This window comes from Marinobacter sp. SBS5 (assembly GCF_048285575.1).
Lineage (GTDB): Bacteria > Pseudomonadota > Gammaproteobacteria > Pseudomonadales > Oleiphilaceae > Marinobacter.
Genome location: NZ_JBLWAZ010000001.1, coordinates 236,493 through 259,167, shown reverse-complemented (window position 1 = coordinate 259,167; position 22,675 = coordinate 236,493). Strand labels below are relative to the sequence as shown.

The 22,675-nt window shown below is 54.3% G+C and carries 24 protein-coding genes and 1 pseudogene; 13 read left to right on the top strand and 12 right to left on the bottom strand.

What is annotated here, in order from left to right; genetic code table 11:
- Positions 1-39 precede the first annotated feature (39 nt).
- Positions 40-306 (bottom strand): hypothetical protein, encoded by a 267-nt coding sequence (locus tag ACNQ6O_RS01200; RefSeq protein WP_418051428.1) that lies wholly within the window; start codon positions 304-306, stop codon positions 40-42.
- 102 nt (positions 307-408) lie between these two features.
- Positions 409-1,974: an inorganic phosphate transporter gene (locus ACNQ6O_RS01195; protein WP_418051427.1), complete on the bottom strand. Its 1,566-nt coding sequence runs from the start codon at positions 1,972-1,974 to the stop codon at positions 409-411.
- 187 nt (positions 1,975-2,161) lie between these two features.
- Between ACNQ6O_RS01195 and ACNQ6O_RS01190 the strand changes: the two genes are divergently transcribed.
- The 3 genes from ACNQ6O_RS01190 (at position 2,162) to ACNQ6O_RS01180 (ending at position 6,439) form a co-directional block, all read left to right on the top strand.
- Positions 2,162-3,259: a GGDEF domain-containing protein gene (locus tag ACNQ6O_RS01190; RefSeq protein ID WP_418051426.1), complete on the top strand. Its 1,098-nt coding sequence runs from the start codon at positions 2,162-2,164 to the stop codon at positions 3,257-3,259.
- Between the two features lie 71 nt (positions 3,260-3,330).
- Positions 3,331-3,777: a flavodoxin gene (locus ACNQ6O_RS01185; protein WP_418051425.1), complete on the top strand. Its 447-nt coding sequence runs from the start codon at positions 3,331-3,333 to the stop codon at positions 3,775-3,777.
- Positions 3,778-3,883: 106 nt separating this feature from the next.
- Complete coding sequence (locus ACNQ6O_RS01180) at positions 3,884-6,439, top strand: EAL domain-containing protein (protein ID WP_418051424.1); 2,556 nt, start codon at positions 3,884-3,886, stop codon at positions 6,437-6,439.
- Here the strand turns inward: ACNQ6O_RS01180 and tesB are convergent.
- The 3 genes from tesB to ACNQ6O_RS01165 all read right to left on the bottom strand — a co-directional run bounded on the left by tesB (position 6,406) and on the right by ACNQ6O_RS01165 (position 8,751).
- On the bottom strand, positions 6,406-7,266 hold the full coding sequence (tesB, locus tag ACNQ6O_RS01175) for an acyl-CoA thioesterase II (RefSeq protein WP_418051423.1): 861 nt from the start codon (positions 7,264-7,266) through the stop codon (positions 6,406-6,408). The two genes, ACNQ6O_RS01180 and tesB, sit on opposite strands and share 34 nt — an antisense overlap.
- A 143-nt stretch (positions 7,267-7,409) precedes the next feature.
- A complete protein-coding gene (locus ACNQ6O_RS01170; protein WP_418051422.1) occupies positions 7,410-8,567 on the bottom strand; it encodes an NAD(P)/FAD-dependent oxidoreductase in 1,158 nt (385 codons plus the stop codon).
- Positions 8,568-8,583: 16 nt separating this feature from the next.
- Positions 8,584-8,751 (bottom strand): rubredoxin, encoded by a 168-nt coding sequence (locus tag ACNQ6O_RS01165; RefSeq protein ID WP_114335399.1) that lies wholly within the window; start codon positions 8,749-8,751, stop codon positions 8,584-8,586.
- 272 nt (positions 8,752-9,023) lie between these two features.
- Here ACNQ6O_RS01165 and ACNQ6O_RS01160 point away from each other — a divergent pair, with 272 nt between their 5' ends.
- The 5 genes from ACNQ6O_RS01160 to phoR all read left to right on the top strand — a co-directional run bounded on the left by ACNQ6O_RS01160 (position 9,024) and on the right by phoR (position 13,250).
- The gene (locus tag ACNQ6O_RS01160; RefSeq protein WP_418051421.1) at positions 9,024-9,581 is read left to right on the top strand and encodes a hypoxanthine-guanine phosphoribosyltransferase; all 558 of its coding nucleotides are present in this window, start codon (positions 9,024-9,026) and stop codon (positions 9,579-9,581) included.
- Positions 9,562-10,128, top strand: coding sequence for a chorismate--pyruvate lyase family protein (locus ACNQ6O_RS01155; protein ID WP_418051420.1), 567 nt, complete (start codon positions 9,562-9,564; stop codon positions 10,126-10,128). Before ACNQ6O_RS01160 ends, ACNQ6O_RS01155 begins: the two co-directional genes overlap by 20 nt.
- 55 nt (positions 10,129-10,183) lie before the next feature.
- Positions 10,184-11,080, top strand: coding sequence for a 4-hydroxybenzoate octaprenyltransferase (ubiA, locus tag ACNQ6O_RS01150; RefSeq protein WP_418051419.1), 897 nt, complete (start codon positions 10,184-10,186; stop codon positions 11,078-11,080).
- Between the two features lie 105 nt (positions 11,081-11,185).
- Positions 11,186-11,878, top strand: coding sequence for a phosphate regulon transcriptional regulator PhoB (gene phoB, locus ACNQ6O_RS01145; RefSeq protein ID WP_418051418.1), 693 nt, complete (start codon positions 11,186-11,188; stop codon positions 11,876-11,878).
- A gap of 52 nt (positions 11,879-11,930) precedes the next feature.
- Positions 11,931-13,250, top strand: a complete 1,320-nt coding sequence (phoR, locus tag ACNQ6O_RS01140; protein ID WP_418051417.1) for a phosphate regulon sensor histidine kinase PhoR — start codon at positions 11,931-11,933, stop codon at positions 13,248-13,250.
- Here phoR and ACNQ6O_RS01135 read toward each other — a convergent pair.
- Positions 13,247-14,140: a response regulator gene (locus ACNQ6O_RS01135; protein ID WP_418051416.1), complete on the bottom strand. Its 894-nt coding sequence runs from the start codon at positions 14,138-14,140 to the stop codon at positions 13,247-13,249. The genes phoR and ACNQ6O_RS01135 overlap by 4 nt on opposite strands.
- Before the next feature lie 229 nt (positions 14,141-14,369).
- Between ACNQ6O_RS01135 and ACNQ6O_RS01130 the strand changes: the two genes are divergently transcribed.
- The 4 genes and pseudogenes from ACNQ6O_RS01130 (at position 14,370) to ACNQ6O_RS01115 (ending at position 18,300) form a co-directional block, all read left to right on the top strand.
- Positions 14,370-15,605, top strand: coding sequence for a lytic murein transglycosylase (locus ACNQ6O_RS01130; protein WP_418051415.1), 1,236 nt, complete (start codon positions 14,370-14,372; stop codon positions 15,603-15,605).
- A gap of 758 nt (positions 15,606-16,363) precedes the next feature.
- Positions 16,364-16,447, top strand: a pseudogene (locus ACNQ6O_RS01125) (PEP-CTERM sorting domain-containing protein); the annotation flags it as partial.
- Between the two features lie 123 nt (positions 16,448-16,570).
- The gene (locus tag ACNQ6O_RS01120; protein WP_418051414.1) at positions 16,571-17,599 is read left to right on the top strand and encodes a metal-dependent hydrolase; all 1,029 of its coding nucleotides are present in this window, start codon (positions 16,571-16,573) and stop codon (positions 17,597-17,599) included.
- On the top strand, positions 17,599-18,300 hold the full coding sequence (locus ACNQ6O_RS01115; RefSeq protein ID WP_418051413.1) for a pseudouridine synthase: 702 nt from the start codon (positions 17,599-17,601) through the stop codon (positions 18,298-18,300). The genes ACNQ6O_RS01120 and ACNQ6O_RS01115 overlap by 1 nt, the downstream gene beginning before the upstream one ends.
- Here the strand turns inward: ACNQ6O_RS01115 and ACNQ6O_RS01110 are convergent.
- Positions 18,297-18,788 (bottom strand): asparaginase domain-containing protein, encoded by a 492-nt coding sequence (locus ACNQ6O_RS01110; RefSeq protein ID WP_418051412.1) that lies wholly within the window; start codon positions 18,786-18,788, stop codon positions 18,297-18,299. The two genes, ACNQ6O_RS01115 and ACNQ6O_RS01110, sit on opposite strands and share 4 nt — an antisense overlap.
- A gap of 3 nt (positions 18,789-18,791) precedes the next feature.
- Entirely contained in the window at positions 18,792-19,706 is a 915-nt protein-coding gene (pbpG, locus tag ACNQ6O_RS01105) for a D-alanyl-D-alanine endopeptidase (RefSeq protein WP_418051411.1), read from the bottom strand.
- Positions 19,707-19,900: 194 nt separating this feature from the next.
- Between pbpG and ACNQ6O_RS01100 the strand changes: the two genes are divergently transcribed.
- Entirely contained in the window at positions 19,901-20,530 is a 630-nt protein-coding gene (locus tag ACNQ6O_RS01100; protein WP_418051410.1) for an HPP family protein, read from the top strand.
- A 5-nt stretch (positions 20,531-20,535) separates the two neighbouring features.
- On the opposite strand, the gene ACNQ6O_RS01095 is transcribed toward ACNQ6O_RS01100, so the two are convergent.
- From ACNQ6O_RS01095 to crcB, 4 genes are all read right to left on the bottom strand, one after another.
- Positions 20,536-20,826, bottom strand: a complete 291-nt coding sequence (locus ACNQ6O_RS01095; protein ID WP_418051409.1) for a type VI secretion system PAAR protein — start codon at positions 20,824-20,826, stop codon at positions 20,536-20,538.
- 112 nt (positions 20,827-20,938) lie between these two features.
- On the bottom strand, positions 20,939-21,550 hold the full coding sequence (locus ACNQ6O_RS01090; RefSeq protein ID WP_418051408.1) for a Yip1 family protein: 612 nt from the start codon (positions 21,548-21,550) through the stop codon (positions 20,939-20,941).
- A 261-nt stretch (positions 21,551-21,811) separates the two neighbouring features.
- Positions 21,812-22,018 carry a cold-shock protein gene (locus ACNQ6O_RS01085; RefSeq protein ID WP_058341996.1) on the bottom strand — a complete coding sequence of 69 codons (207 nt, stop codon included), beginning with the start codon at positions 22,016-22,018 and terminating at the stop codon, positions 21,812-21,814.
- Between the two features lie 264 nt (positions 22,019-22,282).
- A complete protein-coding gene (gene crcB / locus ACNQ6O_RS01080; RefSeq protein WP_418051407.1) occupies positions 22,283-22,663 on the bottom strand; it encodes a fluoride efflux transporter CrcB in 381 nt (126 codons plus the stop codon).
- Positions 22,664-22,675 lie beyond the last annotated feature (12 nt).

The following is a 22,675-nucleotide window of genomic DNA, read 5'->3' as shown; positions in this document are numbered from 1 at the left end:
GACAGGGCGCCTGACAGCCTTTTCCGGAATAACCGGGAATTAGTAGAGCGCGTCCTCATCGTCCAGCACTTCGTGCAGGATCTCCAGGAACATCTTATCGGCATCGCTCCAGGTTTCCGGAATACGGATCGTGGTGTTCGCGCTGATCTCGCGAGCGATCAACTCATCAGAATCCGTTTGGCTTTTGTATTTCCGGGCAATGTCCACAGACTTGACCGCAATGGTCGGGTCACTCAGAACTTTCTTGATGAAGACTCGTAGCTCTCCAATCATCTTGGCCTGATGACTTTCAACAGATGAACTCATTCCTTACTCCCGAAATTAGATAGCTGTGGAGCACAGATGCCCCACAAACGTGCTGCCTATAGTATGGACAAAGCGCGGGGCACTAACCAGCCCCGCCAACCATCAGACCATGATTCCCCGCAGCGCAAAGAACAAGAACGCAGCCATCAGCGCCGAGGCCGGTACAGTAATAATCCATGCTGCCGCAATGCGGGTCAGATGGGAACGCTTCACCATTTCCTCTCTATAGATCTTTTTCAGACGCTTGCGCTCGGCCTTGGACAGCGGCACTTGCTGCTTTTTCTTCTTCGCGCGCTTCAGCAAGCTCTCCATCTCTTCGAGCGTTGCATTGCGGAAGTCGTCCAGGAAGGGTTTCAAGCGTTCCTGTTCAGCCGGGTCGTGAGCCTCGATGATCTTGTGAAGCTGGGTCGCATAGTTTGATTTCAGGTACTCCCGAAGGAAGCCAACGCCGAACACGCCACCAATAGCGATGTGGGTCGAGCTGACCGGAAGCCCCAACTGGGAAGCCAGAATCACGGTCAGCGCGGCAGACAAGGCAATACAGAACGCCCGGGTCTTGTCCAACTCGGTAATCTCGCTGCCCACGGTTTTGATCAGACGCGGGCCAAACAGCATCAAGCCAACAGCAAGCCCCAAAGCACCCACCAACATAACCCAAAGAGGAATGCTCGCTGAGGTGACTACCCCGCCACCGGCTTGAATGGCATCGTTAATGGCAGCCAGAGGCCCAATCGCGTTAGCGACGTCGTTGGCGCCGTGGGCAAAGCTGAGCAGAGCGGCGGCGCAGATCAACGGCCAAGTAAACAATGTATTCACACCGTCGGTACTGTTTTCCATGGTGGCCGCACGGCGACTCACCAGAGCCCGCATCGCAAAGAACACGGCTGCAGCCACGGCCAAACCGATCAACGATGCATCAACGATGTCGACCTTTACGATTTTCTTAACGCCTTTGACCATCAAATAGGTGGTGAAGGCCCACGCCATAATTGACACCAGCCATGGCACAAAAGTGCGGGCCGACGACACCAGATTCTGGCGATATAGAACCGTTTTGTTGATGGCAAACAAGAACAATGCCGCCAGCAAGCCGCCCAGCACCGGAGAAATAACCCAGCTGGCAGCAATCTTGCCCATCACAGCCCAGTCAGCAATCTGCCAACCACCAGCCGCGATACCCGCACCCAGCACTCCGCCTACAATCGAGTGGGTGGTGGACACCGGAGCACCCATCCAGGTCGCCAAGTTCAACCACAGGGCACCGGCCAACAGGGCCGCTGTCATTAACCACACAAAAGCGCGTGGGTCTTCAAGAGAGGTGGGATCTATGATGCCGCCCTTGATCGTGGAAACCACATCACCACCGGCAATGAGTGCACCGGCCGCTTCAAAAATGGCGGCCAGAATAACCGCTGCCCCCAAGGACAGTGCACCCGACCCCACAGCGGGGCCCACATTGTTGGCCACATCGTTGGCGCCAATGTTGATGGCCATGTAACCACCAATCACTGCAGCAGCCATCAGCAGCATGCCATTGGGCAAGTCATGACTGAACGATCCGACAACCAGCCAGATACCAAGTAAAAAAAGTAGACTTAAACCAACCCTGTAACGCTCTGTGGTTGGACTGCTGAGAAGAGTATCCAGATAACCGCTGGAACGTGCCATAAGCGCTATGCTCTCTTTAACCATTATGGGTTTGACAGATCATCGGGCGCGCACTATAAAATTTTTGGGCAAAAATTGAAACAAAAGTGCGATTCCGGTCACCCTTCACATTGTAGTCAAGTTGAGCTCCAATCTTGAATGCTTTTGGCGCATACTCGATAAAAATGTGTCAAAAAGAACAACATAAATGCGCGACAACATAACTCTCAGCCAAGCGCTCTCCACCGAGCACGAAGAGCAGCAGGTTTCTCGCTTGCTGACTGTTGTGTCGGTTATGGCTTGTCTGTTTCTGTTCGGCATTGGCGCAAAAGCCTGGCACTCCGGCAACCATACTCACGGGGTAATTCTCTGGCTGTTTAACCTGCCGGTTATCATCAACATGCTCTGGTTCGCTCGCAGCGGAAATCGAGACGCCCAGAAGGCCGGCCTTCTCACATTCGCCGTGTTTTTGCTCTCCTACCTTATTGCCACGGGGGGAGAAAGCAGTACTGGCCCTCTCTGGTTTTATGCGTTGCCGCCTATGCTGTTTTTCCTTACCAGCCTAAAAACAGGCACCGCCGTTCTGCTATGTTGCTATCTGGCAGCCATGGTCGTTTTCCAGTTTCCTGATCTGCCGGGCATCACAGCGGAGTACAACAACGACTTCAAAATTAGGTTCTTTGCCACATTGACCTTCGAATCGATTTTCTGTTTTGTGCTAGAGGCCGCACGCCAATCGGCGCGAAACAAACTGGTGAGCTTTGCTCAAGCCCACGAACATGCAGCTCGTACAGACGAATTAACCGGATTGGCTAACCGGCGGGAAATATTGAATCGATTGAATGTCGAATTTTCACGTTTTCAACGCGCAGGCCACCTTTTCTCCATAGTTTTGATCGATCTGGACCTCTTCAAACGCGTCAACGACACCTACGGCCACGACACGGGTGACAAAGTGCTTCAACGTTTCGCCGAGGTGACTCTCGGAGTCACACGCCAAACCGATGTTGCTGCCCGCTGGGGTGGCGAAGAATTTATGCTGCTATTGCCCGACACCACTCTTCTGCAGGCCCTGGCCTTGGCGGAGCGCCTCAGAGCCGAGATTGCAAGTACTGCATTCATCCACAACGGAGCCTCGGTCCCGGTCACCCTCAGCGCTGGCGTTTGCTCGATCTCAGGCGCGGCCTCAATCAATGAGCTACTGAAACAAGCCGACGTACAGCTTTATATGGCCAAGGAGAGCGGCAGGAACCGAATATCGCCTCGCGTTCGCAGCCAAGATAAAACGCCAGCCTCTTCGACTTGAGTACGGCCATCACGGCCGCTATGATCTCGCCACACATCAAGCCCCATACTCTCTCAAGCGAAGGCAGGATCATGGCAGCAATCCGCATCCTAACTGGCAGCGTCTACGGCGGTGCATTACAAACAGCCAAGACGATTAAGGAAACATTGGAGCCCGAAGGGCACCAAGTGTCTGTACTGGAAACCCCCAGCCTTTCAGACATCACCACCAATGACGACGCTCTTCTGGTGTGCACATCGACCACTGGTCAGGGCGAGCTGCCGCCGAACTTACTACCCTTTTATATCGAACTCAAAGACCAACTACCTCAGCAGCCCGGCCGGCCGTTCGGCATTATCGTGCTCGGCGACAGCTCCTATGGCGATACCTATTGCGGTGCTGGCGATCTGATGGAAGAAGCGCTATACGAAACCAGCGCTCGCAAAGTGGGTGATACTCTTAAAATCGATGCCTTGGAAACGCTTGAGCCGGAAACCGAAGCCTTGGAATGGGCCAAGCAGTGGGTACAAGAAATCTGATCGGGTATTCGACCGGCATCAAATCACTACACTTTCCACCTTGAGCCGCCACCTTCTAGCGTTCATACTCGATGCAAAACTACAAGAATGATAAGAGCGCCAACGCGTGAAACAACTGAACTCGGCACAATGTTTGGCAATGCTATTGTTAATGCTGGCGACCTGGTCTTCAGCATTCGCAGCTAATTCGCCTTATATTCCGGACATGGACTACGTGCGCCTGGCACCGGAAGCCGAGGTTACAGCCTCAGAAATTCTTGAAACAGGTCGCTGGCAGCGGCTGCCAGAAAAAACGGCCAATTTTGGCTACATTCAGGATCAAATTTGGCTGCGGTTCACGATTTCTAAACCCGTTAGCGACCAGCTGGTCGAGATCAGCTATCCAGCCCTCGACTATTTAGATCTTTACGTCTTTGAAGACGGCAAGCTAATCCAGCAGGCAAGCGCGGGCGACCAGCGACTCTTCTCCGAAAGACCCGTGCAACACCCTCTGTTTTTGTTTCCACTGCACCTGCAACCTGACGGTCACTACCAAATCCTGATACGAGCGCAGACCGAAGGCGCCATGCAAATTCCCCTGAAACTGTGGGACCGCCAGCAATACTTCGAACATGCTTCCGTCGAAACACAGCTGCACGCGGGATATTACGGCGCTCTGCTGACGGTCATCTGCTTCAATTTATTCGTATTTCTGGCTCTGCGCGAATCGGTCTACCTATTCTATGTTCTATCAACATTGGGCTACTTGATTCTTATTGCCAGCCTGAACGGCAGTACCTACCAACTACTCTGGCCCCGCAATCCAGATATCCAGAGCATTGCCATGGTGCTCGTTGTGCCACTTGCGGTGGCGTTCTCATCCATGTTCTCTGCCGTCTTTCTGCGATTGAAACAATCCAGCCCGCTCTTGAACCGGATACTCATGCTGGTCATCGGGCTAAATCTCGGACTGGCCGGTTTCAGTCTATTTGCCGACTACAGCACTGCAATCCGATTGGGCGTGGCGTTCGCGATACCCAGCTGCCTGTTCCTGACGCTTCTTGGGCCTGTCCAATGGTACAAAGGTAATCCACAAGCGTCGTACTACACGCTGGCGTGGGGAGCTCTGACGCTTGGCAGCGCGATCACCGGCGCAAACAAAATGGGTTTCATCCCCAACAATTTCATTACCGCCTATGGCATGCAAATCGGTTCCGTACTGGAAGCCCTGCTACTAAACCTTGCACTGGCCTCTCGGCTCTACCATGAGCGACAAGACAAGCTCAGTGCCAGAGATGCTGAAATCAAGGCGCTGGAAGCACGGCGATCGGCGGAATTGAAGTTGATGGAACAAGCTCTGCACTACCCACTGACCGGGCTACCAAACCGAAGCAGCTTCGAGATGCTGCTCAATGAGCTCATTCATCAAAATCCTGCCAAACGCTACGGGGTTGTGCTTCTGCACCTGAACAACCTGGACCCGGTGACCAAGACCTTGGGGCACCGCAATACCGACGCGATCCTGATGAGAGCAGCCAAACACTACAATGCGGTCGCTCGCGACATACATGGCTCCCAGCTGCTCGAAACGAACAACCAATCCGCCTACTATCTGGCGCACTTTGACCCACAAACGTTCGCCTGCATCGTGGATGCCAATCAAACGGCAGCGACCCAAAGGAAATTGCTCCAAAGCCTTGACGAGATTCGTTGTCCCGTTGAATTCCTCGGCATGGAGGTTCCCCTACAGCCCCGCATAGGCATTGCGGTGCACCCTGAAAACGGCAATGACGCCAACACTCTGATCCGCCGGGCAGCCATTGCCGAGGGCTCAGGCCGTGCCATCGAGCGCGGTTTAGCGTTCTACAAGCCTTCAAGAGACTCCTACAGCGCCGATCGGCTAACCCTTGTTTCAGAGCTGCGCCATGCCATCGATAACGATGAGCTTACCTTGTATTTACAACCGAAACTCGCACTAAAAACCCGCGAAATTATCGGCTTCGAGGCGCTACTACGCTGGCGTGGCCGCGAGCAAAGCGTATTCGCTGATGAGATTATTGCCGTCGCCGAACAGAGCGGCCTGATCAAACCGCTGACACGGTGGGTTATATCGGAAGCGTTAAGGATGAGACAGCGGCTAGTCGAGCTCGGCTGCGCAACCAGCATCGCTGTGAACATCTCACCTAATAACTTACGGGAGCCGGATTTTACGCAGTTTGTGCACCAGCAAATGAAAAACTATCCGGCCCACCTAGGCTCCATCATTTTCGAAGTCACCGAAACCTCAATGATGCAGGATCCAGCCAACTCTTTGAAAGCCCTGAACTCGCTCAACCAAGCAGGTATCCCACTGTCGATTGACGACTTCGGTTCCGGGTACTCATCGCTGTCTTACATCAAACAATTGCCGGCCAGCGAGATCAAGATCGACCGCTCGCTCATCACCGACTTATCAGATCGAAAAGAAGACCGGGTGATCGTTCAGACCACCATCAACATGTGCCACAGCTTGGGTTATACCGTTGTGGCTGAGGGGGTCGAGGATGAGGCCACCCTCGACTTGCTGTCAGAGATGGGCTGCGACCAGATTCAGGGCTATTTCCTGAACCGGCCGTTGCCATTTGATGAAACACTTGAATGGCTGGCCGATCAGCCTTGCCGCTCACGTATCAATGCTTCCTGAGTGGTCGATGCCACCAGAACACCTTCCCGCGTATAGAAGTTACCCCGGTTAAACCCACGCCCACCCGATGAGCTCGGGCTGTCTTTGTCGTATAACAGCCACTCATCCATACGGAAATCCCGATGAAACCAGATCGAATGATCCAGGCTGGCCACCTGCATATTCTTGCTCATGAACGTACGGCCATGAGGATCCAGTGAGGTGCCCAGAAAACTGAAATCCGAGGCATAGGTCAGCAAGCAACGGTGCAATACCGGGTCGTCCGGCAGACTCCCAGCCGCACGGAACCAGTTTTGCCGGTATGGTGGCCGTTTCTGAGGGTTGAACGGGTCACCCGGGTTGACCGGGCGAATTTCAATGGGGCGATCGCGAGTCAGTACGTCCCGTAGCTTTTCCGGCACCTGATCGGCAATCATTTTGCCCCACTCCTGCTCGGAGCGCAGGGTCTCCGGCGCTGGCGCGTCGGGCATCTCAAACTGATGGCTCAGTCCTTCTTCAGCGGTTTGAAATGACATGGAGCCGGTTAGTATCTCTTTGCCGTCCTGCCGAGCAATAACCCGGCGCACAGCAAAAGAGCCGCCATCCCGGACCCGCTGCACTTCGTAGTCGATTGGCATACTGTGGTTGCCGGGGCGAAGGAAATAGGCGTGTAGGGAATGGCACAGTCGATCTTCAACGGTGCGACTCGCAGCCATCAGTGCTTGCCCCAGCACCTGTCCGCCAAAGACATGAGGGAACCCCAAGTCTTCACTATCGCCTTGGAAATGATCGTCCCCGATCGGCGATAAATCCAGCAATTCCACCAGCTTCTTGGTTACTTCCAGCATGCCCGCTCCTGTCACGTCATTCGAGAGCTTTTCGTAGCTCCTTAGCTTACGAATAGTTTTCTACCTCAGGCGCAGGCTTTACGCAATGCTAATCGGGAAAAGAAACTTTCCCACCATGCCGTAGCGCCTTGGTAGCCACTCCCTTAATCCTGATGGATCGGCGGGACCTGCTTCGCCAACGCCTGTTTTTCAACGGCAAAGCGGCCTGTCACGGCAAAGCCCAAAATGTCCCCCGAGGAGGCCTTGAACACAGCCTTCACATCGGAACCTTCTTGCTCCACCAGCCATTCACCTTCCGCGCCTTTAGGTGGCGGGCACACGGCCGTTGGGCAGCAGGGTGTTTTGATCATGATAGGCATGGTGCCGTAGCGCACTTCCGTACGCTGGCCCAACAAGGTTTTTGCCAATGCCCGCGCACTCGCCATCAATGGTAGAACGTACAACAATACCTGGCCGTCCACCTCCGCGCAGTCACCAAGCGCGAACACGTCCGGCGCGGAGGTTTCAAGCGCACGATTGACCGTGATACCGCGCCCAATCTCCAAGCCTGCTGCTTTCGCTAATTCGACTCGAGGCCGCAGACCTACGGCCGAGACAACCAAATCTGCGTCCAATTGATCACCATTGCCCAGCGTTAAGCGAACGCCTTGCTCGTGGCGATCCACACGCTCAACCACCGTTCCCAAATGAAAACGTGCTCCCAATTCGGTCAATTCGTGCTTAACCGCTCTGGCCGCCGCCGCGGGCAACAAGCTGGGCATCACTTCGGCATCCGGAGCGATCACATCAACCTCGTATCCGCCATTGCGGAGGTCATTGGCAAATTCGCACCCAATCAGGCCGGCGCCCATAATGGCTACACGCTTGCCACCGTGCAGGGCTTTTCGGAACGCGCGGTAATCGACAAGGTCGTTGATGGAGTGGATATGCTCCTGAGCATCCCCCTCCAAGCCCAGACGAATAACATCAGCGCCCCAAGCCAGCACCAGTTTGCCATACCCCAAACGCTCGTCACCCAGGACCAGCTCGTGACTCGCGGTATCAATACCCGTCACGGTGCTGAACGTGCGCACGGTTACGTTCAGCTGTTCAGCCATGGCTGCCGTTTCAGCCTGAGCCAGACCATCAGCATCTTTGCCTTTGGTGAACCCGGTCGACAGCATCGGTTTGGAGTAACTCACCCCGTCATCGGCGGTGACCATAATGACTGGCGTTTCTTTATCGAGCTTGCGCAGCTCTTTCACCAACGAATATCCGGCTAATCCGGTTCCGACGATGACGATGGGCGCTTGGTGTGACATGATTCTGCTCCGTCTATCAGCTGATTTCGATCATCTCGAAGTCTTCTTTACCCACGCCGCAGTCCGGGCATTCCCAATCGTCTGGCACATCTTCCCAAAGCGTTCCGGGCTCGATTCCATCTTCCGGCCAGCCTTCCGCTTCATCGTATATCAGCCCACAAACCACACACTGCCACTTCTTCATAGTCGCTCCTCAATCAAAATAACTCGGCAAAAACTTGTCAGACAATACATCAATCGCTCACAATTTCAATAGAGCAACCTACTTAATATCGTCTCAGCCTTAAACATCAGCCATCATAACCGCCACACTCGCACCGACCAATGCCAGATACGACAGGCTCCGTCACTTTATCGGCCAATAGCTGTAATTACACATAGCGATCATGCTCTCCGGTCTCCCTTCAGGCGTCTCGGTTCGGTATAATCTGCCGTTTTGAGACAGGACCGACCGTTATGACCGATACCGTCGCCGAAATGAACCAAGTCATGGCTGAAGCCGACTGTTTGGTGAACAACCAAGAAGTTAGTGCAGCGATAGACAACATGGCGAAAGAGATTACTGATCGCCTGAAAGACAGCAACCCGCTGTTGTTTTGTGTCATGAATGGTGGCCTTATCCTGACTGGCCAATTACTGCCAAGGCTTAACTTCCCCGTTCAAGCCGAGTATCTGCACGCCACTCGTTACCGGCAGGAAACTACCGGGGGCATTCTGGAGTGGAAGCTTCAGCCCGAAGCAGACATGAAAGACCGCACCGTACTGATTGTTGACGACATTCTGGATGAAGGCACCACCCTGTGTGCGATCGCCGATTACTGCAAAGCACACGGCGCCAGTGAAGTTCTAACCGCCGTTCTGGTCGACAAAGACCATAACCGCAAGGCAAAACCTGATCTGAAAGCAGACTTTACCGGCCTTTCGGTCGAAGACCGCTTCCTGTTTGGCTACGGCATGGACTACAAAGGGTACTGGCGTAACGCCCCCGGTATTTATGCTGTCAAAGGACTTTGATACTGCTCCCGGGCTAACGATCCCCCCTACCCATTGGTACCGTTCACTGGCGGCAGCCGGACTCCATAACCCTGAGGTTCATGGACCGGCTCGCCACTGGTTGCTGGTTGAGGGCTCCTTTACCAAAGCGTTGCAGCAAAAATGCCGCTCAAGCTTTCAGGTAGATGTCATCAGGGAAGGGTTTGCCGAACCGTCTGACGAGGAAGCGCGGCGCTTATCCATTCCGCATCGTCAAATGGCCTGGATCCGGGAAGTCCAACTGTGCGGCGATGGTCACCCCTGGGTCCTGGCACGGACAATCATTCCGCTCAGTTGTCTCGAAGGCCGTGGCCGGCGCCTTTTGAACCTCGGCAATAAACCCTTGGGCGCATACCTGTTCAGTAGTCCGGATTGGGTGCGAGGCCCGTTAGAAACCGGGTTATGCCAACCGGAGCTCGCCAGCCAGCCTCAACTGGCCCGTCGCTCGCTCTTCCATTGCGGCCAAACCGCCCTCATGGTCTGTGAGTTCCTTTTACCCGCACTGTATCACCCGGAACACCCGCTTTAATCAACACCACACTGGTGGCTATAATCAGGCCTCCACCCCTACGCTCGACGAACGGATGATCATCACCATGTTGCAGAACGCTCTGCCTGAGCACGTTCAAGCACGCCTGACCGACTACGCCAAGCTGCTTCGTATCGACCGTCCCATTGGCACACTGCTGTTATTGTGGCCGACCTATTGGGCGCTGTGGTTGGCAGGTAATGGCAGTCCGTCCATTGCCAACATCATTATTTTTACCCTCGGTGTGTTCATGATGCGAGCCGCCGGCTGTGCAATTAACGACTTTGCTGATCGAGAGTGGGATCGGCACGTTGAACGTACCCAAGACCGCCCCCTGACCACCGGCCGCATCCAAGCTTGGGAAGCCATCGCCCTGTTCGGCGGTCTTTGCCTGATTTCGTTCCTTATGGTGGTGCTGTTTACCAACTCACTAACCCTGTACCTGTCATTTGGCGGCGCAATTCTGGCGTTCATTTACCCGTTCATGAAACGCTACACTCATCTGCCCCAGCTCTTTCTCGGGGCCGCTTTCAGCTGGGCGATTCCCATGGCTTGGGCTGCGGAAGCCAATGAACTCAGCCAACTCACGTGGCTGCTATTCACCGCAAACGTGCTTTGGACCGTTGCCTACGATACCTTTTACGCTATGGTTGATCGCGATGACGATCTCAAGGTTGGCATTAAATCAACGGCCGTCCTGTTTGGTGACGCCGACCGAGCGATTCTTGGGATCCTTCAAGCGCTGGTCATTTTGATTCTGATTCTGGTTGGCCACCAAGCTGAGCTGGGCAGCCTCTATTATTTAGGCCTGACGGCGATGGCCAGTTTGTTTGTTTACCAACAGTATCTGGCGAAAGATCGCGCCCGGGACGGTTGCTTCAAAGCATTCTTGAACAATAATTGGGCTGGACTCGCAGTGTTTGTCGGCTTGATTCTGGATTTGGCCCTGTAACCACATGCGCCTGTCATAAACTTGTAACGAAAGCACGCTGTAATGGGTCGGTAATAATACTGGGAGCGACAAATGGACTCCCCTGCTTGATACAGGTTGAAGCTCATGACTGGAAAAACCGTGCTAATTGTTGACGACGAAGCGTCGATCCGCGAAATGATTGCCGTCGCGCTGGAAATGGCCGACTACAATTGCCTAGAGGCTGCCGATGCCCTTGAAGCGCACACCCTGATTGTCGATAAACAGCCCGACCTGATTCTATTGGATTGGATGCTGCCCGGTACCAGCGGGGTGGAACTTGCCCGACGCCTGAAGAAGGAAGAGGCCACTGCGGATATCCCCATCATCATGCTGACGGCTAAAGTCGAGGAAGATAATAAGATTCAGGGGCTGGAGGTCGGCGCTGACGATTACATCACCAAGCCATTCAGCCCAAGAGAACTAGTTGCTCGCCTCAAGGCGGTGTTACGCAGAGCAACCCCCGCCGGCGTTGATAGCCCGATTGATGTCGATGGCCTTATACTCGACCCCGTCAGCCACCGAGTTTCTACGCCAACCGGCGCTCTCAGCATCGGGCCAACAGAGTACCGCTTGCTCCAGTTTTTTATGACGCATCAGGAGCGCGTTTATACCCGCACTCAACTGTTGGATCAGGTCTGGGGCGGTAACGTCTATGTGGAAGAGCGCACGGTCGATGTACACATCCGGCGGTTACGCAAAGCACTCGGCTCTGACTACGACCACCTGGTACAAACTGTACGCGGTGCCGGTTACCGTTTTTCAACCAAAGCGGCCTGAGGCTGGCGTCTGCCCCACTTACTCTCAAAGCAGCACACTCCGGCAGGTATTGATGCAATATAACTGGTCCCAATATTTGCGCTTGATTATCGCCGGCATCGGCGGAACCACCTTGATTGGCTGGTACTTTGGATATCCCCTTTACGGCCTACTTGCAGGGCTGACACTCTATTTATGGTGGACCCTGCTGCAGGCGCGCCGCCTCTATCAGTGGCTGGGTAACCCCAGCGCTTCCGACGAGCCACCCCAAAGCATCGGAATGTGGGGAAGTATTTTCGATCGCTTGCACAAGCTGCATCAAGGACACCTTAGCAAACAAGACAGCCTGCGCTCGCGCATCAACCGCGTACAAGACTCCACCAATTCCATGCGCGAAGGCGTGATCATGACCAACACCAAGGGTGAGATGGAATGGTGGAACGATGCTGCCGAATACCTGTTAGGCTTCCAACGTAGCACGGACAAAGGCCAGTACATTCAGAATCTGGTTCGCTCACCGGCGTTCAAAGCCTATTTTGACACGCGGGATTACGCCGAGCCTCTCGCACTTAATTCTCCCGCCAAGCCGCACATTCATCTGGAATTTCAGATCAACCTGTTTGGGGACGACGACCGGTTGATCGTGGCCAAAGACGTCACCCGCCTGCACCAGCTTGAGCAAATGCGCCGCGACTTTATAGGCAACGTCTCGCATGAAATGCGCACCCCGCTCACCGTGATCAGCGGGTATCTTGAAACGATGGTCGATCACGGCGATGAGCTGCCCTCGAAGTGGCGCAGAGCCATTCAAACCATGGCGACCCAGTCGTCCCGAATGGAAGCTTTGATTACAGATCTGATCCTGCTATCTAAAATAGAAACCGGTGAGCACACCTCAGACCAAGAACCGACTGATATAGAAATTATGCTCAGGCAGATTGGCAACGATGCCAAAGCGCTCAGTGGTGACAAGGGGCACCAGATTGAAATCAGCATCACTGACCACCGGCTGCTCAAAGGCGATCACAAGCAACTCCGCAGTGCTTTTTCCAACCTTATCTTCAATGCGGTGAAATACACCCCTGCCGGCGGGCACATATCCGTGGTTTGGAGCACCAACCGGGCTGGCGCCCACCTGTCGGTTCAAGACACCGGTATCGGGATAGACCCCGTACATATTCCCAGGCTAACGGAGCGTTTTTACCGGGCAGACCCGAGCAGGCATCAGGGCACAGGCGGCACCGGCCTCGGGCTGGCCATCGTCAAACATGTCTTGATCAACCACGATGGCCATCTGGAGATTCGCAGCAACCTTGGTGAGGGTAGCGAGTTCATCTGTCATTTCCCCAAAGAGCGCCTCGTTGAGCGCGCGTCTGAGAACACCGCGGGTTAACCCGCTCCGGCACGAAACCGAGCGACAAACCGGGACAGGTCTTCCATTTTTTTAGGGTCTTCATCAACAAACCGGATGGTCACGCTGACAAAATCCGTGTCTTGCCGTTTATCGACCGCCTGCAACTGGTGAACGTACCCGTTCAGGCGAGCCACATTGCCTTCACCGATATCGATATCCACAACGGCCTGATCAAGAATGCCCGGGAAGTCCTGATCTCGTTTCGCGATCACACGCACTTCGGTCAGACTGATGTCTTTAACCACCGATTTAAGCGTACTCTCAGAAAATCTCACCGCAGCCACATTCGCCGCACGTGATGCCGGCTTCCGGTCTGTCGATGCACCTTGCGATGCACTCAATAGCGGGTTTTGTTTCGACGGGGCCGCCAGCGAGTCGCTCTGCGCTGTCTCTGACACTTGCCGCTTCTGGGTGAGCAGATCTGCAGATTCTGAAAACGCGCCTGCCGGACTACTTGAGGCCGAGATCTTTTGAGATCCTGCAGCCTGTAACCGGCTCCCCATCACTTTAACGATCTTTTTACTGAGTCCTTCAGGGCTAAACGGCTTGCCCAGATATTCGGAGACCCCCTCCTTGACCGCTTCCACTACATGCCCCTTGTCGCCTCGGCTTGTGATCATAATAAACGGGACGTTCTGGTACTGCGGCTGCTGGCGCATCCACTGCAGCAATTCCAAACCCGACATTTCAGGCATTTCCCAGTCACATAACACCAGATCAAAGGTGGTGCGTGACATAAGCGATTGCGCCCGGCGGCCATTCTGGGCATCGGTTGTTTCGATCATAGGAAAACGCTGACGCACGGTCCGCTTGATAAGGTCCCGCACAAAACTGGCGTCATCCACCACCAGTGCCTTCAAACTCGCCATAACTGCCTTTACTCCGGGGTTACTGAATGTCTTCAACTATAGATCATTCGCTGCCGCCCGTGACCGGACCAACACAAAAAGACAACAAACCCGAAATGGTCCACAAACCCCATTAAACAATTGTCACCTGCGCAGCATTACAGCGATGTTTTCTTATCTGGAAAACACGCTACCATGGCCGTTCCGATTTCATTATTTCAGGCTTACGAGGTTCACTGTGGCTCAGCTCATGACACGGACGACATTACGGCGCGCAATAATCGCCCTAACCTTCTCTGCTCTGTCGCTTACGGCACAGGCGGAAACAGTGTCAGCGGGCGAGCCCACAATGACAGAAAGTGCCTTCGCCGAGTGCAAAGACACCCTGCACAACAAGGTTATTCAGGCAGGCGTGAGCAAAAGTACGGCAACCTCGGTACTGGCAGAAATCCAATACCTGGAACGCGTTATTGAACTGGATCGCCGTCAGCCCGAGTTCACCACCACCTTCGCGGACTACTTCAACCGCAGAGTCAACGAAGCCCGAATAACCAAAGGTCGGGAGCTGCTCAGAGAGCACCACGAGCTACTTGCTCGCGTAACCGATGAGACCGGAGTCCCCGCGCCCTACCTATTGGCATTTTGGGGCCTTGAAACCAACTTCGGCAGTTATTTCGGCAAAATGCAGGTGCCCAGTGCGCTGGCGACACTGGCCTGCGACCCTCGCCGAACCACATTTTTTACCGAACAGTTTGTTGCTGCGCTGCAGATCATCGACGAAGGCGCCATTCCGCTTGAGCAAATGGAAGGTTCCTGGGCAGGGGCCATGGGCCACGTGCAATTCATGCCGACGGTATTCCTGAAGCATGCCGTTGATGCCGACGGCGATGGCCGAAGAGATCTATGGAATAGTCTGCCGGATGCCATGATGTCCGCGGGCCGGTTCCTGCAGTCCATGGGTTGGGACGGCGATTATCGCTGGGGGCGCGAAGTACTGATTCCACGCAACTTTGACTTCAACCTGGCTGATGGTCGCCGCTTGCCACTGAGCAAATGGAAAAAGCTGGGCATCACCGACGTCTACGGCAATGCCCTTGACGACGAACCCATCGAAGCCGCACTGGTGGTTCCGGCGGGGCATCAAGGGCCTGCCTTTCTGGCGTACAACAACTTCCGGGTGATCATGGGCTGGAACCGCTCCGAATTTTACGCGATCGCTGTGGGCCATCTTGCCGACCGCATTGCCGGCGCAGGCGGGCTGAAAAACCCACCACCTGAGGATCAACCCGCCTTGTCTCGGGATCAGGTTATCCAGCTTCAGGAAACACTGAGTAACAAGGGGTATTCCAGCGGTACAGCCGACGGCATTCTGGGCTCCAACACCCGGAAAGCCATTCGGGCTTTCCAGAAGTCTGAAGGCATGATTGCCGATGGCTTCCCCTCGGCGCAGTTGCTCAAAAAGCTCAACATCAGGTCTGAAAACTGAGCGTGACTGTCGACATTCATTACACCTCGTTAGTTTTTGATACTCAAAAAAAACAGCTAAAGCTGAGTGATCAATAGGTTACATGGCTCGGCACAACTGTTGCTCCTTCCTCCTCGCACTACAACGTAAACAGCCAATCCTTTCGCAGTTGTGGAGCGGCAAGCCCCTAGCCACAACAAATAAGGCAAACGGGCTACAAGGAGGAATTAGCCATGATAAATCGATTGCTTTGCAGCGCTCTCGTTGCCGTAGCTGTAACCTTTAGCACCAACAGCTTTGCAGTACCAACACTGGATTTTGACGTCGACGGACCTAATTCGTCAGTGAATTCAAGCGGCCTTTCACTATGCTCAGGGTGTTCTGTAAACCTGACGCTCGACGCCAATCTGGATAATCAGATATTCAGTTTGGCTGCGGGCGACAGCTATACCTTTGATTTTTTTGACGCCGTCCTTTATGGACCCGCTTCAGGCTGGGGCGCCATCGGCGGAATGGTCAACGCAACATTGGCGTTTTCCGCACCCGATGCGGTCGATGCTAACGGAAGCGGACTCGGAGGAGCTCTTTGGGGCTGGGCCTTCGGGTTTGGTGGCGCAGGCGGCCTGACCTTTGGTCTTGGTGGACAACCCAGTGACATTACCTTGGGTGATGGCTCAGTGTTTGGCATTGCGTTTGCCACAGTTGCTGACACCTGCAAAGGCAAAGGCTGTACCTTAGCCCAAACCATAGAAGCGACCATTACTGCTAAAAATGTCGTCGCCTCCGTTCCTGAACCCGGCACTCTGGCTCTGCTCGGCCTAGGCCTGGCCGGCTTGGGTATGACACGCCGTAGAAAAGCCTGATCACATAGGCTTACCCACTGGCGGCATTCGATGCTGCCAGTGGTTTCACTCCCTTCCCCGTGAACTAACGACCGAATCCGCGCATAATATCGACACCTACACCAACGATGTTATCCGGACTCCATGGACTCAATCACTCAAATAGCCCTCGGCGCTTCTATTGCCGGCTCAGTGGCAGGCAAAACGCTTGGCCGCTCAGCTTTGCTGGCCGGCGCAGTTCTGGGCACTCTGCCCGACTTGGATGTGTTGATTGACTACGGCACTGCCATTGCCAACTTCACTCAACACCGAGGTTTCAGCCATTCGTTGTTCGTCTTGACCCCACTGTCATTACTGATTGCGTGGGGGCTGTCTCGCTTGCAACCAAAGCTGTCCTACCTAGGCTGGCTGGTGCTGGTCGGTTTGGTACTGCTCACGCACCCGTTACTCGACACCTTTACTACCTACGGGACCCAACTTTTCTGGCCGCTTGGTCGCCCGCTTGCCGTCAATAGCATCTTCATCATCGATCCGCTCTACACCCTGCCCTTGTTGATAGGTTGCGCGGCATTTCTAATCCGCCCTCCTGCAACAAAAGTACTTACACTGGGCCTGCTCTTGTCATCGCTGTACTTGGGATGGAGCGTTACCGCCCAACATTTGATCACGGAGCGGGTCAAACCTGCCGTAGCTGCCGCTGGCTTAAAAGACTCTGTTCTAATGGTGCAACCCATGCCGTTCAATACCGTATTGTGGCGGGCAACGGCCATCAGCGATGACATGCGAGTGGAAATCGTCACCGGATTTTTCGACGGGGATAATGCACTTACGCTTGAATACTTCCCCCAAAGCCCCGAGCTTGCCCGAGCGGTTGCGGACCTCCCGGAAGCCCAGCGACTGGAATGGTTTACCAACGGTTTCCTGCACTATGAACTTAATAACCAACAAATAACCGCCACGGATATACGCTTGGGCATACCCGGCGCACACCCCTTCACCTTTGCATTGGCCGAAGTTCAGGGCTCAGATCTAACCGCGCTTCCCAGCGGGCAACTTCCTCGACCCGCCATGAATCCGGATGCTCTGCCGGTGCTTTGGTCTCGACTGACCGGCAAAACACCAGCCCTTTGCCTTCGCACCCTCACTGCGCCTCTCGAAGGGGAGAGCTGTTAATGCGGCTGGACCAATACCTTGCCACCAGCACAGAGCTCTCGCGCAAAGATGCCAAGAAAGCCATCACTAAAGGTCGGGTGCGCGTAGATGGCTCCCCCGTCCGATCAGCGAACCTGCAGGTCACTGACAAGGCTGTCGTCGAACTGGATGGCTCAGAGCTTCATTTGCCGGGTGAAATCTACTTGATGATGAACAAGCCAGATGGTGTCATCAGCGCCACCACCGATAGCAGCCAACCTACGGCCGTTGATCTGCTTCCTTCCCAGTTGGCCTCGAAGGTCCACATTGCGGGTCGACTGGATAAAGACACCACCGGCCTGTTACTGCTGACCAGCGATGGCCAGTGGTCACACCAAGTCACATCCCCCCGGCGCGATTGCCCGAAAACCTATCAGGTTCAATTGTCCGAACCACTTTCAAGCGAGGCCAGGGGGAAGCTGGAAACGGGGGTACTGCTTAAAGACGAAGACAAGCCCACCCTGCCGGCTAGCGTGGTGACGTGCTCGGAAACAACGATTGAACTAACGATCAGCGAAGGCCGCTACCATCAGGTAAAGCGCATGCTGGCTGCGGTTGGTAATCACGTGGTGGGGCTGCACCGTTTGCGAATCGGAGAGATTACGCTGGACCCGGCATTGGCGCCGGGCCAATACCGGGAACTTACAGGCGACGAAATCCGCTCGATTTTCGGTTCGGCTTAACCAGCGCCTTCGGTGCGCTCAAACTTTTGGGCTGCAAGGTTTTTGCGCACAGTGCCCGCCTCAAAGACTTCACCATTCATCGCTATGTATACACCAGACGGCAATAGCTGCACTGCCGACCAGGCGAAACCAATATTAAAGAGCGCATCGGTTCGGCGCATTCGTGCAGGCTGCATGGCACCCGTCAAGACAATCGTTTTATCCGGTACCTGCTTCAAAACCTCAGCGGTTTCCGCCATGGTATCGGTGCCGTGGGTAATCAGTATGCGCCGACTGGCTGTTTGGTTCACCGCCTCAAGAATCACCGAACGGTCTTCATCAGTCAGCTCCAAACTATCCTTGCGTACCAACTCACGCAGAGCATAGCCCTCGTGAATATTGGACTCCGTCAACAGCTCTGGTAGCAAACTGTCACCAATTTCAAACTGGCTATTGGCATCAAAGTACACTTTGTCGATGGTACCGCCAGTGGTCAGAATCTGAATCATGATTTACTCGGCCTTGCTATTCATCGGTTCAGACAGGCTGGCGCTCATAGACGGCTCCAGCTCGGCGCTCTTTTCTTTCTCATAACGTTTCGCTGCATTGGCTACCGAGCCAAGCTCACCCGTCACCAGCCATCGTTTAATGCGCCCGGCATCGCCCATCGGAGATCGGGTGCCCAAAGAATCCAGCAGCACGGTGATCACGTCTTTTCCGCCCATATCAGACACCATCACCAAACAGCGCCCCGCTTCTTTGAGATAGCCGGTTTTGCTCAGGCTTACACCCCACCGCTCGCTATGGACCAGTGAGTTCGTGTTGCCATAAGACAAACTGTAACGGGGCTTTCGAAACTCGGCGCGGAAATACCCCGTGGTGGAGTATTCACGAATTTCTGGGTGTTGCAAGGCGGCCTTTGCCAGCAACACCAAATCCGCGGCCGACGACACATTCTCTGCCGACAGGCCTGTGGGATCGACAAACCGGGTGTTGGTCATGCCGAGTGCTTTGGCTTTGTTATTCATAGCCTCAACAAAGCCATCAAAGTCGTTCGGAAATGAGCGCGCCAAGGTATAGGCTGCAAAGTTCTCAGACGCCATCAGTGCGATCCGCAAAACATCTTTCCGAGGTAACTGTGAACCTGTTCGAATGCGAGTCCAGGCATTTGCCGCGGCCGGTCGATGGCGCTCTTCGAACGTCAGCCATTCGTTCATATCCAAGCCCGATTCAACAACAACCAAGGCGGTCATCAGCTTGGTAACAGAAGCCACGGGCACTGGCCGGTCTGCGTGCTTATCAAACAATAAGCCGTTCTCACCCACCACGGCGGCGGCAGCACTCACGGAGGCCAGGTTCGGCCCCCCCGAGCTTGAGGCATGGCTCGCGAATGAAAACAAAACAAGTAACAACAACCACAACCTCATGGAACCACCCGCATCTCTTTTAACCCTATTTTCAACTCGATCTAAAGGGTGCTTACTATATCAGTGCAATTCTTCCGGCGCAGACCCGAGATGCTGTTATTCACCCCCCTCTTAAGCATTATCGAAAATCCATGTTTGTCTTGGTTTTTGGCAAGCCGTATTATTGCGCACCTTTTCGGTGCATGGGAGCAAGCATGGGTATTCGTAACGAAAGGTTGCGCTGGCAACTCGCCACAGGGTTGCTCAAGGCGCTTCACTTGGAAAATCTGGCACAACGCTACAGCCGAAAGACGGTACTCGCGGGCTTTAATCTGGTCAATGGTGGGCTCAGTATCGCTCTGGTGGCTTTTGTCGCCCTGATTACTCAGGAAGCGTTCATCTTCCCCTCTCTTGGCGCGACCGCCTTCATTCTGTTTTACATCCCCATGGCCCAACCCGCATCTCCGAAAAACACCTTATGCGGCCATTTGATCGGGGCGCTGATGGGACTGCTAAGCCTTTACCTATTTGGTTTGCAGGAACAACCGTCAGCCTTCCTGACGGGCGTAGATCTACCCCGCGTTGGCGCCGCTGCTCTCTCCTTGGGACTGACAGGCTGCCTGATGGTGCTGTTCGATGTTGCACATCCACCGGCCGGCGCTACCGCACTGATTGTATCTCTGGGCTTGATGCCTGACCCAGCCCAGCTGCCGGTCTTGATGGCCGGTGTCGCTTTGCTGCTGGCGCATGCCTTTGCGATGAATCGGCTGGCAGGTATCCCTTATCCACTCTGGTCATCGAAAACGACCGAGACGGGCTCGGTCGCTGCCACGACAGCACAGTAGTGCCGTCAGCTACCAATAATAACGGTACCACTGCCGATAGTGACGCCGCCACAGGATACTGCGCCGCCAGTGATTGCTGCTGGCTGCCCATTTATCATGACGGTTGCAGAACCGGCCGCTATGGCTCGAGGGTGGGGAGGGTGTTTAGGCTTAGCGTGAGGCGCTAAAGGATCGCCGAGCCGGGCAACAGGTTTGCCGTCTACCAAGACATCGGGAGAGCCTGCAATAACAGGTGTAGGTGGGAAACCGGCGTGATCCATACCCAGATCACCCAAAAGCACAATGGCCTTACTCATCCTCTGATTCCTTTCAAAACTGAGCGTAGGGCCAACATCCTACAATGATTCCGACGGCAACCCAAGCCGGCACCTCTATCCTTAGAAGTGCCGCACATTAGCCAGCTGGCAATCAGCCACTAATAAAGACTGGACCAACCCCCAAGTTCCACAGAATGACCGATCCGCCGCGAGTTGATACCAGTATCACCAAGGCGACCGTTAACAATGCACCGCCGTACATAACAGCCCGGTCTTTATCAATGCCCATAACAATCGGCAGGCCATCGTACATCAGCCAAGCACTGTAGGCCGCCGCAGCCAAGAATACAAAAGCATTAAACCATGGAACCGGGTACAGCAGAGCAAAGCCTGCAAGGAACATGGGCGTACAAGAATAGGCAGCAAGTGCCATGCCATTGGAGGGCACGTGCTCTTCTTTCGCACCGTAGGTTTTCGCCATCCAGTTGATGGCATAGCCAAGCGCGAATACACCCACCAGCATCGCTATGTAGGTCAGGATACTCAGCTGTATGGCACTGATTTCGGTTAACTTGATCAACCGTTCGCTGCCGATCGTCCAGCCGAAATGGGCGGTGGAGATATAGGCACAAATTGGCGCAATGGCAGCTAGCGCCAGCACATAGGCCACGTAGAGCTTCATCGGACTTTCATGTTCTTTACGTATCGATGCCCATTCCTGGCCTGGATGGGTAAAGAGACCGAACGCATGAGACAGCAGCATAAACTACCCCGCATTATTACTGTTGTTAGTATCGGGACACACGGCACCTGAATCACTTCAAGCTTTCTGCCGTTTGTAGCTTTAACTATAGTCAATAACAACGAACACAACAGGCGCGTTTGATTCTATTTTGTTCATAGCCGCGCGCGGTCAGATCATTTGGTTCTTGCCCCCCAACACGAGGCATGCCCTTTTCCTTTTTTCAGAAACGCAAAAAGGCAGCCGAAGCTGCCTTTTTATGTTGTCCTTAATCTTTACAGATTACAGAGGAACAACGTTCTCCGCCTGAGGACCTTTCTGGCCCTGAGTTACGGTGAACTCAACCTGCTGACCTTCGGCCAGGGTCTTGAATCCAGAGCCTTGGATGGCGCTGTAGTGAACAAATACGTCCGGGCCGCCTTCACGAGTGATAAAGCCAAAACCTTTAGCTTCGTTGAAGAACTTAACAGTACCGGTAACAGTAGACATACGTAAACTTCCTGAAATCAATCATTTTATCTGCCGCCACACACCATTCTGGTGCTGGTCAGCGTGTATACGGAAAAACTGAACTCGCGGGATCAAAAACAGGACGGCACTACTAACTGCGGAGGTACGTCTTATTCATGAACTGCTTTGCTAATCTTTCCTTCAGTAAACACTCTACTCTGGAAAATCGGGCTTGCCAAGGGCCTTGATAAGAATTTGTGTAGGTAAAGATACACAGCCTCAAACCGGCCTATCTCAGGCTGCCTAGCCTCTAAGTATTGCGAACGTCCAGAAGCCAAAAGCGGTCATCAGCAAAGAGCCGATAACGTGCAACAGGATACCCGCTAAAGCCACAGCCCACTTGCCTTCTTGAAGCGCGCCAAACATTTCCAAGGAAAAGGTCGAGAAAGTTGTCAAGGCGCCGCACAAGCCGGTAATTGCAAACAAGCGCCACTCCGGCGCCAGCGCATTACTTTGGGTAAACAAGCCAATCAGCACACCCACCAGCCAGCCGCCAATAAGGTTGGCGGCCAACGTGCCCCAAGGTACCGCGTGGTATGAGGCGTTCAGCCATAGGCCCAGGGCCCAACGAAGGTTGGCGCCAATCACGGCGCCAACACTTACGGCAAGAACTGACAACCACATCTCAGCTCAATT